The organism is Nocardia sp. NPDC058658, assembly GCF_042716665.1.
Taxonomy (GTDB): Bacteria; Actinomycetota; Actinomycetes; order Mycobacteriales; family Mycobacteriaceae; genus Nocardia.
Map to the genome: position 1 here is coordinate 595,400 of NZ_JBHXRR010000001.1, position 13,199 is coordinate 608,598.

At 64.6% G+C, this 13,199-nt stretch carries 16 protein-coding genes; 11 read left to right on the top strand and 5 right to left on the bottom strand.

The window, feature by feature from the left end; translation table 11 throughout:
- Nucleotides 1-113: 113 nt before the first annotated feature.
- The 4 genes from ACFWUP_RS02905 to ACFWUP_RS02920 all read right to left on the bottom strand — a co-directional run bounded on the left by ACFWUP_RS02905 (nt 114) and on the right by ACFWUP_RS02920 (nt 2,434).
- Complete coding sequence (locus tag ACFWUP_RS02905) at nt 114-623, bottom strand: hypothetical protein (RefSeq protein WP_379230128.1); 510 nt, start codon at nt 621-623, stop codon at nt 114-116.
- 337 nt (nt 624-960) lie between these two features.
- Complete coding sequence (locus tag ACFWUP_RS02910; protein ID WP_379230129.1) at nt 961-1,377, bottom strand: DUF732 domain-containing protein; 417 nt, start codon at nt 1,375-1,377, stop codon at nt 961-963.
- 271 nt (nt 1,378-1,648) lie between these two features.
- Nucleotides 1,649-2,101 (bottom strand): NmrA family NAD(P)-binding protein, encoded by a 453-nt coding sequence (locus ACFWUP_RS02915; protein ID WP_379230131.1) that lies wholly within the window; start codon nt 2,099-2,101, stop codon nt 1,649-1,651.
- A gap of 111 nt (nt 2,102-2,212) precedes the next feature.
- On the bottom strand, nt 2,213-2,434 hold the full coding sequence (locus ACFWUP_RS02920; RefSeq protein WP_379230133.1) for a hypothetical protein: 222 nt from the start codon (nt 2,432-2,434) through the stop codon (nt 2,213-2,215).
- A gap of 24 nt (nt 2,435-2,458) precedes the next feature.
- On the opposite strand from ACFWUP_RS02920, the gene ACFWUP_RS02925 reads away from it, so the two are divergent.
- The 11 genes from ACFWUP_RS02925 (at nt 2,459) to ACFWUP_RS02975 (ending at nt 11,980) form a co-directional block, all read left to right on the top strand.
- The gene (locus ACFWUP_RS02925) at nt 2,459-3,829 is read left to right on the top strand and encodes an MFS transporter (RefSeq protein WP_379230134.1); all 1,371 of its coding nucleotides are present in this window, start codon (nt 2,459-2,461) and stop codon (nt 3,827-3,829) included.
- Between the two features lie 21 nt (nt 3,830-3,850).
- Nucleotides 3,851-4,495, top strand: a complete 645-nt coding sequence (locus tag ACFWUP_RS02930; protein ID WP_379230136.1) for a GntR family transcriptional regulator — start codon at nt 3,851-3,853, stop codon at nt 4,493-4,495.
- A gap of 13 nt (nt 4,496-4,508) precedes the next feature.
- Nucleotides 4,509-5,321, top strand: a complete 813-nt coding sequence (locus tag ACFWUP_RS02935) for a carbon-nitrogen family hydrolase (RefSeq protein WP_379230138.1) — start codon at nt 4,509-4,511, stop codon at nt 5,319-5,321.
- The gene (locus ACFWUP_RS02940) at nt 5,318-6,001 is read left to right on the top strand and encodes a DUF2848 family protein (protein WP_379230139.1); all 684 of its coding nucleotides are present in this window, start codon (nt 5,318-5,320) and stop codon (nt 5,999-6,001) included. The genes ACFWUP_RS02935 and ACFWUP_RS02940 overlap by 4 nt, the downstream gene beginning before the upstream one ends.
- Nucleotide 6,002: 1 nt before the next feature.
- Nucleotides 6,003-7,457, top strand: coding sequence for a 4-hydroxyphenylacetate 3-hydroxylase family protein (locus ACFWUP_RS02945; protein WP_379230141.1), 1,455 nt, complete (start codon nt 6,003-6,005; stop codon nt 7,455-7,457).
- A 16-nt stretch (nt 7,458-7,473) separates the two neighbouring features.
- Nucleotides 7,474-7,821: a cupin domain-containing protein gene (locus ACFWUP_RS02950; RefSeq protein ID WP_379230143.1), complete on the top strand. Its 348-nt coding sequence runs from the start codon at nt 7,474-7,476 to the stop codon at nt 7,819-7,821.
- An 8-nt stretch (nt 7,822-7,829) separates the two neighbouring features.
- The gene (locus ACFWUP_RS02955) at nt 7,830-8,354 is read left to right on the top strand and encodes a flavin reductase family protein (protein ID WP_379230144.1); all 525 of its coding nucleotides are present in this window, start codon (nt 7,830-7,832) and stop codon (nt 8,352-8,354) included.
- A gap of 163 nt (nt 8,355-8,517) precedes the next feature.
- Nucleotides 8,518-10,167: a tannase/feruloyl esterase family alpha/beta hydrolase gene (locus ACFWUP_RS02960; protein ID WP_379230146.1), complete on the top strand. Its 1,650-nt coding sequence runs from the start codon at nt 8,518-8,520 to the stop codon at nt 10,165-10,167.
- A 93-nt stretch (nt 10,168-10,260) separates the two neighbouring features.
- Nucleotides 10,261-10,683 carry a MarR family winged helix-turn-helix transcriptional regulator gene (locus ACFWUP_RS02965; RefSeq protein ID WP_379230147.1) on the top strand — a complete coding sequence of 141 codons (423 nt, stop codon included), beginning with the start codon at nt 10,261-10,263 and terminating at the stop codon, nt 10,681-10,683.
- Nucleotides 10,684-10,765: 82 nt separating this feature from the next.
- Complete coding sequence (locus ACFWUP_RS02970) at nt 10,766-11,311, top strand: DUF6790 family protein (protein WP_379230149.1); 546 nt, start codon at nt 10,766-10,768, stop codon at nt 11,309-11,311.
- A gap of 15 nt (nt 11,312-11,326) precedes the next feature.
- A complete protein-coding gene (locus tag ACFWUP_RS02975; protein WP_379230151.1) occupies nt 11,327-11,980 on the top strand; it encodes a TMEM175 family protein in 654 nt (217 codons plus the stop codon).
- Between the two features lie 93 nt (nt 11,981-12,073).
- Here the strand turns inward: ACFWUP_RS02975 and ACFWUP_RS02980 are convergent, their stop codons facing one another.
- Nucleotides 12,074-13,195: an epoxide hydrolase family protein gene (locus tag ACFWUP_RS02980; RefSeq protein ID WP_379230152.1), complete on the bottom strand. Its 1,122-nt coding sequence runs from the start codon at nt 13,193-13,195 to the stop codon at nt 12,074-12,076.
- Nucleotides 13,196-13,199: the final 4 nt, after the last annotated feature.

Consider the following 13,199-nt stretch of genomic DNA (forward strand, 5'->3'; position numbering starts at 1 on the left):
GATCACGGACCATCCCCGCGGGGCGCGGGCCAATAGTGCCTCCCAACAGCGCGGGGCGCCGGAGGACTCACCACACTCGACTTGGCAAGTTGGCCGTCAGCGACCAGCCGTCGTCATGACGGTCCAGTGGGATCCGGTTCCAGCACACTGCGGGCCCATCGCCGCACCCGTGACGACGGGTGCTCGACCAACGTTGTTGCGATTGCGATCGCGATCGCCGTGTCGGGATACGCCGCGACGCCGTATGTGATTCCCAGTGCGACCTGCGTACCGGGTTCTGTGGCAAGAGTTTCGGTTGCGCGGACTGATGAAGGGTAGGTATATCCTTCGCCGGCCCAGGCTGCGAGGCATTGGGCGGCCGTGCCTCGCACCATTACGTCGCGGTCGTGCTTGAGGGCTATCATCATGCCCGTTTCCTCATCAATCTTGCGGCGTTGCAGAATCCGCGCCAGCGACTGTCTCTGACTCCTTTGTCCGCCCATCAGTGTCCACAGCTCAGTATCGGCGAGGCCTTCCGGTGAGAGCGCGTCCAACATCTCGAGCAACGATCCATGAAAGTCAGCTGGCGCGATCAGCACGATTCCGATCGCCGGGCTGAGCGCTCTGCATGCGCTGCGACGCATGGGCCGGCTCGTCGGACGGCGGGTGATGGTCACCGGTGCGTTCGGTGGTGTCGGCCGTTACGCGGTGCAACTCGCCGCTCGAGCGGGTGCGGAGGTCGTGGCGATCAGCCGAAATTCCGCTCAGCAGGACGAACTGAGGGCATTGGGCGCATATGAGGTTTGCGCCGATCCGGCAAGAGTGTCGCCGCGGGCCGCCTCGATCCCGGAATCAGCTGGCATGGCCCGCTGGCCCGCTACGACGAGGCGGCCATGGCCCTGCTCGATCGACGGCTGCACGGGAAGGCGGTGCTTGACATCATGGGCGCGAAATCGCACTACCGTGCGTCGGTGTCGCCGGTCATGAAACGAAGTCCGGGCACAGATTCGTGGTCGCGGCGCTGACGAACAGCGGCCCCTGATCGAACTGATAGGTCTGCTCAACTGCGGAAGTCTCGTCCAGTACGGACACGCCGCCACGCAAGTGTTCACAGGTCGCCCGGCCCGCGGCGACCATCTCCTTCGCCGACTTCCCCGGCAGGACCGCATCGTTGATCCTGATCTCCTCGAGGAAGGACGCATCGTCCGCGCTGATATCGGCTTCGACGGCGCGGGTCGTGGTGACGTCGGCGCCGCGTGGCTCGGTTGTCGGGTCACAGCCTGCGACTGCGGCACCGAGAACCGTGAGAGCCAGACAGACCGCTACCGCGTTGACACGCAATGCAATTCGCTTTACGAACATCGTGTTGCCCCTGATCTCGAGCTGTGGGATCGACACCCTCTATCGATCCTCTCCGACACCATTTCCGGTGTACCGCCAACGATCCCGGGCCAGCCGATAGCCCGAAACCCACCCCAGGGATGGATCGACCCAACCCATGGGCGCAGCTGCGACCGCGCTGACTTGGCCTCGCCGACGCCGAAACCACCGCCGACCAACTGCCCTACCGTCACCCCCGCAGAACCGACACCCTGCGCGTCTTCGACTGAGTGAACCTGTTGATCCGGCCGGCTACGTTGTCGACCGGATCAACACGACGTCGAAGGCGTCATCGGCCCAGCGTCTCTCGTGCCCACGTCGTGAATGATGTTGTGGGCAGCCCGAGTTCGTGCGCTGACGCGGGTCTGGCAGGGGCGGGGTGGGCACTGGTGAATCGTTGCGACAGCGCGAACACCGGCATCAGCCCCTCCTCGATGGCAGCTTCGGGACTGACGGGCAGTTCGATCTCCGTGCCGGTCACCTGCGCCAGAATCCGCGCGGCCTCCCGGAAGTTCAGAAAATCCCCCGCGAGTTCCAGCTCGACACCATGGAACCGCGCCGGGTTCTCGAACGCACGGGCGGCAGCGGCGCCGATGTCGGCCAACGCGACAAAAGCAAGCCGCACATCCAGATCCGCGGCGGTCTCGGTACTCACATCCTGGGCGAAGATCGAGCGGAAGTACGGCGCGTCGATGTATCCGTCGACGTTGCGGCCCGCGATGGGCGATCTCGGCGACGACATCGGCGGGCGGCGTCGGCGTAGAGACCCGCGACGGTGTCGGGGTCGGGGTCGGTGAGGAGTGGAGGTCATAGACGGTTCGCCTCCGAACTGTTCGGTGTCAGCCTATGTCGGCTACGGGTTGAAATGTAAAAAGTAATCGAATCTATGGCGGGATTGTCGGCCGGTGGTATACAACTGGTCTACGGACTTGGCGCGATCGGCTTTACGGCCGAGAACGAGCAGGAAAGTCGACGGCTCGGTGGTTGCGTCAACAACCACCGAGCCCGGCAGCACCACCGCGCCCTGGAGAGCGTCTACGTCGAGGTAGACGTGGGGCAGCGGATCGTCAGGCATCGACGATGCGACCTAGGAGTCGACATGGCAACCGCCACCAGTAAATCTATCAACCGCAGATCACACACCAGCCTGCCCGTCATCGCGGGCTCGAGCTTGGCCGGTACCGCCGTGGAGTGGTACGACTTCTTCCTCTACGGAACCGCCGCCGCGCTGGTGTTCAACAAGCTCTTCTTTCCCTCCCACGACCCGCTGGTGGGCACCATGCTCGCTTTCGCGACCTACGCGGTCGGATTCGTGGCCAGGCCGGTGGGGGCGGCGGTCTTCGGACACTTCGGAGACCGCAAAGGTCGGCGCGCGACGCTGATCGCCAGCCTGCTGCTGATGGGTGTCTCGACCTTCCTGATCGCGTTCCTACCCACGTACGGCGCCATCGGCATCGCCGCGCCGATTTTGTTGGTGTTGCTGCGATTGGTGCAGGGATTCGCGCTCGGTGGCGAGTGGGGCGGCGCGGTGTTGCTCGTCTCCGAGCACGGTGATTCGAAACGTCGCGCCTTCTGGTCTGCGTGGCCGAATCTTGGTCCGCCGCTGGGGAATCTGATGGCCGCTGGAGTGTTGGCGTTGCTGGGTGCGGTGCTGTCCGAGGATGCGTTCCTGTCCTGGGGTTGGCGTATCGCCTTCGGTTTGTCGGCGCTGCTGGTGGTGATCGGGTTGGTGCTGCGGTTGTATGTCACCGAGACCCCGTTGTTCGAACAGGCCAAGCAGGCATCGAGCCTTCATCCGCCGAAAGCGCCACTGGGCGAGGCAGTTCGGGGCCACTGGCGGCAGATCTTGCTCGCGGCGTTCACTCGCTTCGGCGAGAACGCGGGTTTCTACATCTTCTCGCTGTTCGTCATCACCTACATCACCCAGATCCTGGAACTGCGGCGCGGTATCGGGCTGACGGCGGTAATGGTCGGCATGGTGGTCGCGCTGGTGGCGATCCCGGCGTTCGCGGTCCTGGCCGACCGGATCGGGCGCCGTCCCATCTACATCGCGGCGTCCGGCGCGACGATCGTGTGGTCGTTCGCCTTCTTCGCTCTGCTCGATACCGAGCGAACCGGTGCCATCATCCTCGCCGTCGCGGTCGGTTTGCTGATCTTCGCCGCGTACAGCTCGGTAATCGGAGCATTCTTCTCCGAGCTGTTCCCGACCGAGGTGCGCTACTCGGCGGTCTCGCTGGCCTATAACCTCGCCTCGGTGCTGGCCGGGTCGGTGGCGCCGATCATCGCCATCGCTCTGTACAACCGGTTCGGCACCGGATACGCGATCGCGGTCTATCTGGCGGCCATGGGCGCGATCTCGCTGGTCGCGGCCCTGATTGCCGATGAGACTCGCGCGGTGGACCTCGCCGAGGTTCCCACCCAGGACACACCGATACGCGCAGCCGATACTCCGGCTGTTGTCACCAGCTAACCGACTCGAAGGGGCAGATTCATGACCACACCCAAAACCACCGCAGGCTCGGCACCCGAGCTGGCCTATGAGTGGTTGAAGAACACCATCGTGACTTTGCCCCGCGACAAAGAAATGTTTCTGTCCGAAGCGCAGGTCGCGGCGGCATCGGGAACCTCCCGGACCCCGGTCCGTGAGGCGCTGCTGCGATTGGAAGCCGAAGGCTTCGTTCGGCGCGTGCCGCACAAGGGCGCCTTCATTCCTGCGCTGTCGGACAGCGACATCGAGGACGTGATGCAGGCGCGGCGGGTCGTCGAGGAATGGTCGGTCGCCGAGGTCGCGCCCGATCCTGGCTCGATCCCCAACCGGTTGCGAACCCTGGTCGACTGCCAGGAATCCGACACCGATCCGGTCGAGTTCATCGGCCATGACCTGGAATTCCACACCACCATCATTCGCGCGGCAGGCAATCACTTGATGCACGAGTTCTACCGTTCGCTGCGCGATCGGCAGATGCGGATGGGCGTGCGCATCGTCATGGCCGATGACCACCGCAAGGAACAAGTCCTCATCGAACACCGCGCGATCGTCGACGCTATCGCGGCTTCGGATACCGAGGCCGCGGTGCGGGCGGTGCGCGAACACCTCGATACGACGCTGCGTTCGATGAAACGGCCCAACCTCTGAACAAAGGAAACTCATGAAAGTCGCACTGGCTCAACTCGCTAGCCCCGATGACGAAACCGCAGCGCATCGCCTAGAACGCGTGCGCCAGCTGTTGCGGGAACTGAGCACTGACGTCGACCTGATCGTCGCCCCCGAGCTCTGGCGAGTGGGATACAACCACTTCGACGACTACCGCGGTGACGCGGAAACTCTGGATGGACCTACCGTGCAGGTCATGGCCGCGATCGCCCGCGAGCGCAACTGCCACGTCCACCTCGGCAGCATCGTCGAACGCGCCGATGGCGACAAGTTGCGCAACACCGCGGTGCTGATCGGCCCGAATGGCCGAATCATCCATCATTACAGCAAGATTCATGTTTTCGGTTACGCCTCGCGCGAGGTGGAACTGCTCCAGCCCGGCGACCGGATCCGGACCGCGCAGACGCCGTTCGGCACCGTCGCCGCGACCACCTGCTACGACTTGCGGTTCCCCGGTCTGTGGACCGAATTGGTCGACGCCGACGCGGAACTGGTCATCGTGCCCGCGGCCTGGCCGGCCAAGCGGCTGGCTCACTGGCGGCTGCTGACCTCGGCCCGCGCGGTCGACAACCAGGTCTTCGTCATCGCCTGCAACGCCACCGGCACCCACAACGGGGTCGAACTGGCCGGGCACAGTCGCATCGTGGACCCATGGGGGAAGGTGATCGCCGAAGCCGATGACAGCGAATCGATCACCATCGCCGCGATCGACCCTGCGGTTGTCGGGCGTACACGGGCCGAATTCCCGGTGCTGGCAGATCGCCTCGATGACTACAGCTTCCTCAACCGCCGAGAGGTCCTATCATGACCGAAACTATCGCTGACCTGATCGAATTCGACGTCCTCGGCACCGGCGACACGGTCCGACTCGGTACCGCCCGAACGTTGGTCGCCGGTTACACCGGCCGCGACGAAGCAGCGGTCCGCCACCACATCGACGAACTTGCCGCGATCGGCGTTGCCCCGCCATCGCAGGTACCGATGCTCTACCGCGTCGACCGCGCGACCATCACGACCGCGGCGAGCACGCCGATCCGCAGCCGCCACACCTCCGGTGAAGTCGAGCCGGTGCTGCTTCGTCACCGGGGGCGCTATTACCTCGGCGTCGGTTCCGATCACACCGACCGCAGGCTCGAAACTGTCGACATCGGTGATTCCAAACGTGCCTGCCCCAAGCCTGTCGGGAGCACCGTTGTCGAGATCGATGACTGGAACAGCTTCGATTGGGACGCCTGCCATGCGCGCAGCTGGGTCGATGGAAAGCCTTATCAGGACGGCACATTGGCCGCTTTGCGGACGCCGGTCGACCTCCTGGGCATCATCACCGATCGGCTGGGCGACGAGGGTCAAGACCTCATCTGCTTCGCCGGGACGCTGCCCTTGATCGATGGCGAGTTCACCCCCGGCGCCCGATGGGAAATCGAGCTCGGTCTGCCCGACGGCCGAAGCCTGACACATACCTATGACACCACCTGCGAAGGAGTTTGACATGCGAACCGGCACCGAGTACTTGGCGTCGTTGAACGATGGCCGTGTGGTCCTGGTCGATGGCGCGAAGATCGAGGACGTCTCGACTCATCCGGCGTTCGCGCCGGTCGCTCACACCATCGCCGAATTGTTCGACCTCGCCGCCGATCCCAGTGGCAACATGCAATACCTCGCACCGGAGACCGGTGCGATCGCCAACCGGGTATTCGGCATTCCCCGCAGCGCCGAGGAACTGCGACTGCGCCGCGAGGCCATCCAGACCTGGGCCGATCACACCCATGGATGGATCGGGCGAAGCCCAGATCACGTCGGAACCTTTCTGGCGTCCTTCGCGGCGCACCCCGAAGTGTTCGCCGACGGTCAGCGCGATTTCTCGGCCAATGTGAAGGCCTTCCACCAGCGGGTCCTGAACGAGAACCTCTACGTCTCCTACGCGATCATCCCGCCCCAGGTCTCGCGCGCCACCACCGCTTCCGGGTGGGAAGGGGAGTATCTGCAGGTCGGGGTCGTGCGGGAGACCGACGAGGGCATCATTGTTCGCGGCTCGCAGATGTTGGCGACCGGCGCGGCCATCGCCGATGAGATCTTCGTGTCCTGCATCAAACCGCTCGGCCCGGATGACCAGGACTTCGCGGTGTCGTTCGTTGTCCCGACCGCTGCCGACGGCCTCAAGCTTTATTGCCGCCGCCCATATGCTCCGGCTGCGACCAGTGCGTTCGATTATCCGCTGACAACCCGATACGACGAGCCCGATGCCTTGGTCGTCTTCGACGATGTGCTGATCCCCTGGGATCGGGTGTTCGTCGACCGTGACACCGCCGGGGTGCGCCGCCAGTTCTTCGATACCGGGGCACACGCGCTGGGCAACTGGCAGGCTCAGATCAGGTTCGCCACCAAGCTGGAGTTCATCGCCGGCGTCGCCCGCCGCGTCACACAGGTCAACGGTGTCGACAAGATCCCCAGTGTGCAGGAGAAGCTCGGCGAACTCGCCGCGTTGGTCTCCAGCGTCGAGTCAGCGGTGCTGGCAGCGGAATACACCGCCGAGCCGGACTCCGCTGGGCAATGGATACCGGGTAAGCGTGCCCTGTACGGGTCGATGGGCCTGCAGTCGGAAATCTATCCGAGGGTGCTGGCGATCCTGCGTGATCTCGTCGGCGGTGGCGTACTGCAACTGCCGTCCAGCGTCGAAGATCTCACCAGCCCACTGACTTCCGGGGACCTGGCCCACTATGTGCAGTCTCCCGGCGTGCCGTCGGAGGAACGCATCAAGCTGTTCAAACTTGCCTGGGACATCATCGGCTCCGAATTCGCCGGTCGGCACCAGCAGTACGAATTGTTCTACGCCGGAGCACCGTTCGTGGTGAAGGGCGCCTATACCTACCGCAACTACGGCTATGAGCAGGCCCTGGCGAAGGTCGAACAGTTCCTCGCCTCCTACAAACTCGACATCACCTGAAAGGGATCGATCAACCATGGCTAAGCCCGAATTCGAATTCTTCCCCGTCACCGACATCGACTACACCATCTGTCCCGGCGACAACCCCGCGGTCACCGAACGCATTCTGGCCCGCGACCCCGAGGCCAACGTGGCCACCCGCATCCTGCGCTATGAACCCGGAGCCGATTCCTCCCCGATGGGTGTGCAGAAACACGACTTCTGGGAGGAGGTGTACATCCTGGAGGGCTCGTTCACCGATATCACCCTCGGTGAAACCTTCACCGCGGGCATGTACGCCTGCCGCCCGCCCGGGATGCCGCACGGGCCGTGGCGTACCGACGAGGGCGTGGTGACCTTCGAAGTCCGATACCACAGCAGGTAGGGATCACCATGACACTCCCAGCGTTCCACGGTCCGACGCCCGCCGATATGCGGCGCGTCATGGGCCGATTCACCACCGGCGTCGCCGTGGTCAGTGCCGAACATGCTGACGGCGCGGCGTGTGCGATGACGATCAGTTCGCTGACCTCGATCAGCCTCGAACCGCCGATCCTGCTCGTCTCGCTGACCCATGGCAGCCGGACCACCGAGGCCGTCGACACGAGTGGCCGATTCGCGGTGTCGGTTCTGGGCGCTCGTCAGGAAGCGCTCGCCCGCCGCTTCGCCACCCGCGGCGGCGCCCGATTCGAGGGCGTTCCCCACGACGCCAGTGCCAGCGGCCTGCCGTTGATCCAGGAATCGCTCGCGCAGTTGGAATGTCGGGTGCACGCCGCACACGACATCGGCGACCACCGTGTCGTCTACGGCGAGGTCACCGATATGCGTTGGCGCGACGGCGCAGGGCTGGTTTTCTACTCCGGCCGCTTCGGTGACTTCCGCGACTTCGGCCACGACGAACTGCCCTGGTTGTTCTGATGCGCGACGGATTCGGTTGCCATACGCGCCATCCGCCAAAACAGCTGAGGACCGCGGCGCCAGCCACGCGTGGTAGCCGGTCACACAACCGAACCGGTATATGGGTCGAACGTCACAGGAATTGCGACGACCCGCGGGAAACTAACCAGAAAGTGGATCCCCTATGGTCAACAATCGCCCCTTCCGGCTGAGAACGCAGCTCGCTGCGGGTCTCGTCGCGGTCGTCTGCGCGACAACTGTCGGGTGTTCCGACGGCAAAACCTCGAACTCGACAACGTCGGCGCGCCCGTCCGCCGCACCCACGGCTAGTGACTGCAGCACACTGGAATCCATCGAATTCGCGGAATTCGATGTCGTGACCGCGACGGTCGTGCCGGCCGGACCACGGACCATGACATCCGAAAACGGAATTCCGATCCAGACCGAATTGCCGGAACTGTGCGAGGTTGTCGCCGTACGAACCGATGCCGACGCCAATAAAGTAACCGAGACACTGTGGCTACCGACCACGACATGGAACGGGCGGTTTCAGGGCGTGGGTGGTGGTGGTTACAGCTGCGGACCGAAGTACAAGGCTCTCGAGGCCGCGGTGAAGGCGGGCTACGCCGCCGTAACTACCAACTGCGGCAACGCCGGAGGGTCGGGCGACGCAGCGTTCCTCCTGAACGACGACGGCTCCGTGAACACCACGCTCATGCGAAACTGGGCATACGACGCGATCCATTGGATGACCCGAGACGGTAAAGAAATTACTGCGAAGTACTACCAACAGGCTCCGAGCTATACCTACTTCAACGGCTGCTCCACAGGTGGACGACAGGCCATGAGTGAAGCACAACGCTTCCCCGACGATTACGACGGCATTCTGGCGGAGTCGCCCGCCCTGAACTGGACCAAGTTCGTTCCCTCGGAGATGTGGGCACAACTGGCCATGAAAATGGCGAACAATCCGCTACCGCTGTGCAAGCAGGACGCGTTCAGTGTCGCCGCCGTGGCCGCCTGTGACCCGGAGGACGGTGTCACCGACGGAGTCATCATGGGAACCTGTACGTGGGACCCTCGTCGAATCGTAGGAACCGCCACGGACTGCGGCGTGATCACGCAGGCTGACGCCGATGTCATGTCGAGCATCTGGGATGGCCCCCGCGGCGAAGACGGACGACAACTGTGGTTCGGCCCGCCGCGCGGAACAGATGTCGCCGGCGAGATCTCCCCCGGCTTCGGACCCAGCGGAGTGAGCTACACCGAACAACAGAATGATCAACTCGTCGGTGTTCCGTTTCCGATCACCGAAGCATGGTTCGCGAATTCCCTTGTCAGAGACAGGAATTGGGACTGGAAAACGCTTACGCCGGAGCAGTATACGCAGCTTTTCCACTACTCGATCGAACAATTCGGGGCCATCATGGATACCGACAACCCGGATCTGTCCGCCTTTGAGAACTCGGGCGGCAAGCTCATCGCGTGGCACGGCACCGGGGATAACCAGATCTTCTCGCCCGGTACGGAGCAATACTTCGATCGTGTGCACTCGACTATGGGTGGGCGGTCGACGGTTGACGAGTTCGCACGGTTGTTCATCGCGCCGGGAGTCGGTCACTGCCGCGGCGGACAGGGTCCCATCCCGACCGACCCGCTGAACGCACTCGTCGCCTGGGTTGAGAACGGCGTGGCACCCGATACCTTGCGTGCAACCATGCCCGAGGGAGCACCCGCAGCCGGGCGTGTCATTCCGTTGTGCCCGTATCCGAGCCGCATCGATTATGTCGGGCCGAACCCTGATGACCAGGCGAGCTACCGCTGCCAGTCATAACGCATCCATACCGGACGGCTACGCTCAATCGCGACCGGCCTGACCGGCGTAAGGATGAATGTTAACAAGGCAAGATTCTGATACGTTCGGCTAGTGGACGACGGACTCGGGGACTTGCTGCATCGCGTGGTGCACCTACTCGGAGAGGCCGCGCGCCGACGCGCGGACGACTCCGCGGCGCTGACGTACAGCCAGCTACGCCTGCTAGGGACGTTGGAAGAAATCGAGCCGGTGACCCAGCACCAGCTGGCGCAGGCACTGGCAGTATCGGACCCGGCGGTCAGCCGGGCCTTACGCCCGCTGGAAACAGCCGGATTCGTCGCGGTCGAGCCCGACCCCGAGCACGGACGACGACGACTGGTCAGCACCACCGAAGCCGGCCGCCACGCCTTCCACAGCAGCGACAGACCGCTCCAGAACGAACTGCGCGACGCGCTGCTGAAAGCGGGCTTCCCGTACGAACGCTACCTACACGACACTGCCGCGCTGGCCAAGCTCCTCGAGCCACGCCGATAGCTCGATCCGGCGCTTCGGAGTCCTCCCTCTCGATAATCTCGAGTCTTGCGTGGTTAATATTAACCATGCAAGACTCAAGGTCATGAACGAGGTGTCCTACTTCGCCCAATCGGCTTTCCCCCTGGTCTGGATAGTGATCGCGGTTGTCGGCGCACTGATCCGCACTCGGCACAGCCCCTCCCGTGCTGCAGCCCTCGAAACCTGGCAGCGGTGGTGGGCCGTCGCCGCACTCGGCTGCGGCAGCCTGTGGATGACGATCGCCTTCCTGACCATCCCGGATGTGATGGCCACCGCGATCGGCTTCGACCGGACCCCGTTCCAGTTCGAGATCGCCTTCGCCAACCTCGGGCTCGCCGTCATGGGATTCCGCGCCGCCTCGGCCACCGCTCGCGAGCGCATCACCATCGGCCTCGGCGCCGGTATGTTCCTGTGGGGTGCGGCGATCGGCCACGTCTACCAATGGTTCGCCCACGGCGACCATGCTCCTGGCAACACCGGTGGAGTGCTGGTCTGCGACCTACTCTTCCCCGCGGTCATGATCGTCCTCGCGCTCCGGTCGCAACAGCTCACCAACTCTGGGCGGCCTACCCTCGCGCCCGCCGCTCGAGCAGCCACCCGAACGACATAACACCCGGAGGCTCCCATGCGGCTTCACCATGACCCGACCGGCCAGAGTGCACGCTGGTCACCGCACCGAATCGGCGCGTTCACCGACGCTGTACTCGCCATTGCGACAACCCTGCTGGTCGTCGAGATCAAGAGGCCGCAGGATGAGGATCTCGTCGATGCCGGCGCCCTGGCCGCGTTCCTCTGGCACGAACGGGCTTCTTTTGTGGCGTTCCTGCTCGCGTTCTTCCTGCTGTGGGCGGTGTGGCACCGCCATCACATGTTGATCGAGGAGGTGGCGCTGCTGGACCGGCGCACCCTTGCATGGCATGCGCCGCTACTACTTTTGGTCGCGATCCTGCCCTATTCGACGGCGGTGTTCGGGCACGCTCCTGACAACAAGCTCGCCGTCTGCCTCTTCGCTGTGACGTCGGCGCTGCTGTTCGCCTGCGAAGGCGTGGTGCGGGATCTGGCCGCACGAGGATCGACGCTGGCCGAACACATCGCTGCCGCCGATCTTCGTACCAGCGCCAACGCCTCGTACGCCGTCGCCGCCGTCTTCTTCGCGACGGCCGCACTCGCCTGGCTCACTCCCTACGTCTGGTACGCCTGGCTTCTCGCTCCGTTGTCGGCCACTTTCGGTGGACGCCTGATCGATCGCTGCGCACGCGCCTACCACCAGCGAAACTGACGTCCCGACGCGTTATGTGGGTCAGCAGAACTGGGTTCCACCACCTCGACCGAGGAGATCGAGGCGCGGGCTACCCAGTATTGGCACGGATAGTCAGCGGAACAGCCGGAAGAACCCGCGCACCTGCTCGACCAGTGACTTCGGCTGCTCCAGCGCGGCGAAGTGGCCACCATGCGGCAGCTCCTCGAACCAGCGCAGGTCGGTGAACCGCAGCTCGGCCTCCCGCCGCGACGGGCGGGTGATGTCGCGCGGGTAGACCGACAGCCCGGATGGTGCGGTGACCTTGCCTCGGAAGTCGGCGAAGCTCTCCCAGTACAGGCGCGCCGACGACGTGGCCGACGCGGTGAACCAATAGACCGAGATCTCATCGAGGATCTGCTGCCGCGACACCGCGTCCTCGGGATGACCGTCGTTGTCGGTCCACGCCCAGAATTTCTCGGCGATCCAGGCGGCCTGGCCCGCCGGGGAATCGGTGAGGCCGTACCCGAGCGTCTGCGGCCGGGTCGCCTGGATCGCCGAGTACCCCCGCCCGGTGCACTGGAACTGTTTCTCGGCCTCGAAGTTCGCCAGCTCCGCGGGCGTCGGGTTGTCGAACGTGCCCGCCGCCACCGATCCCAGGTTCAGGTGCACGGCGGCGACCCGCTCGGGCGCCACCTCGCCCAGTGCGCCGGACACCGCCGATCCCCAGTCACCGCCCTGCGCGCCGTAACGTTGATAACCCAGCGAGACCATCAATGTGTCCCAGGCGCGCGCGGTGCGAGTGATGCCCCACCCGGTCGTCGACGGCTTGTCACTCCAGCCGTACCCGGGCAACGACGGCGCGACCACGTGGAACGCGTCCGCCGGGTCACCGCCGTGCGCGCACGGGTCGGTCAGCGGGCCGAGGACCTCCAGGAACTCGAGCACCGAACCCGGCCACCCATGCGTGAGCACCAGCGGGAAGGCGTCCGGCTCCGGCGAGCGGATGTGCAGGAAGTGGATGCCCAGCCCGTCGACCGTGTCGCGGTACTGCGGGAACACGTTCAGCCGCTCGGCGAACCCGAAGTCGTAGTCCTCGGCCCAGCTGCGGCACAGCTCCTGCGCGTACGCCAACGGCAGACCCTGTGACCAGTCGTCGACCGGCTCGCGCTCGGGCCACCGTGTCCGTCGCAGTCGTTCACGCAGGTCCGCGATCTCGGCTTCGGTGATACTGACCTCGAATGGCTCGGCGGACATGGGA

Bases quoted from the DNA above. Each gene is read 5' to 3' on its own strand.
- ACFWUP_RS02960 (WP_379230146.1), top strand. From the start codon at position 8,518: ATGGTCAACAATCGCCCCTTCCGGCTGAGAACGCAGCTCGCTGCGGGT.
- ACFWUP_RS02970 (WP_379230149.1), top strand. From the start codon at position 10,766: ATGAACGAGGTGTCCTACTTCGCCCAATCGGCTTTCCCCCTGGTCTGG.
- ACFWUP_RS02930 (WP_379230136.1), top strand. From the start codon at position 3,851: ATGACCACACCCAAAACCACCGCAGGCTCGGCACCCGAGCTGGCCTAT.
- ACFWUP_RS02920 (WP_379230133.1), bottom strand. From the start codon at position 2,434: ATGCCTGACGATCCGCTGCCCCACGTCTACCTCGACGTAGACGCTCTC.
- ACFWUP_RS02955 (WP_379230144.1), top strand. From the start codon at position 7,830: ATGACACTCCCAGCGTTCCACGGTCCGACGCCCGCCGATATGCGGCGC.
- ACFWUP_RS02975 (WP_379230151.1), top strand. From the start codon at position 11,327: ATGCGGCTTCACCATGACCCGACCGGCCAGAGTGCACGCTGGTCACCG.
- ACFWUP_RS02935 (WP_379230138.1), top strand. From the start codon at position 4,509: ATGAAAGTCGCACTGGCTCAACTCGCTAGCCCCGATGACGAAACCGCA.
- ACFWUP_RS02980 (WP_379230152.1), bottom strand. From the start codon at position 13,195: ATGTCCGCCGAGCCATTCGAGGTCAGTATCACCGAAGCCGAGATCGCG.
- ACFWUP_RS02940 (WP_379230139.1), top strand. From the start codon at position 5,318: ATGACCGAAACTATCGCTGACCTGATCGAATTCGACGTCCTCGGCACC.
- ACFWUP_RS02925 (WP_379230134.1), top strand. From the start codon at position 2,459: ATGGCAACCGCCACCAGTAAATCTATCAACCGCAGATCACACACCAGC.
- ACFWUP_RS02905 (WP_379230128.1), bottom strand. From the start codon at position 623: ATGCGTCGCAGCGCATGCAGAGCGCTCAGCCCGGCGATCGGAATCGTG.
- ACFWUP_RS02915 (WP_379230131.1), bottom strand. From the start codon at position 2,101: ATGTCGTCGCCGAGATCGCCCATCGCGGGCCGCAACGTCGACGGATAC.
- ACFWUP_RS02945 (WP_379230141.1), top strand. From the start codon at position 6,003: ATGCGAACCGGCACCGAGTACTTGGCGTCGTTGAACGATGGCCGTGTG.
- ACFWUP_RS02950 (WP_379230143.1), top strand. From the start codon at position 7,474: ATGGCTAAGCCCGAATTCGAATTCTTCCCCGTCACCGACATCGACTAC.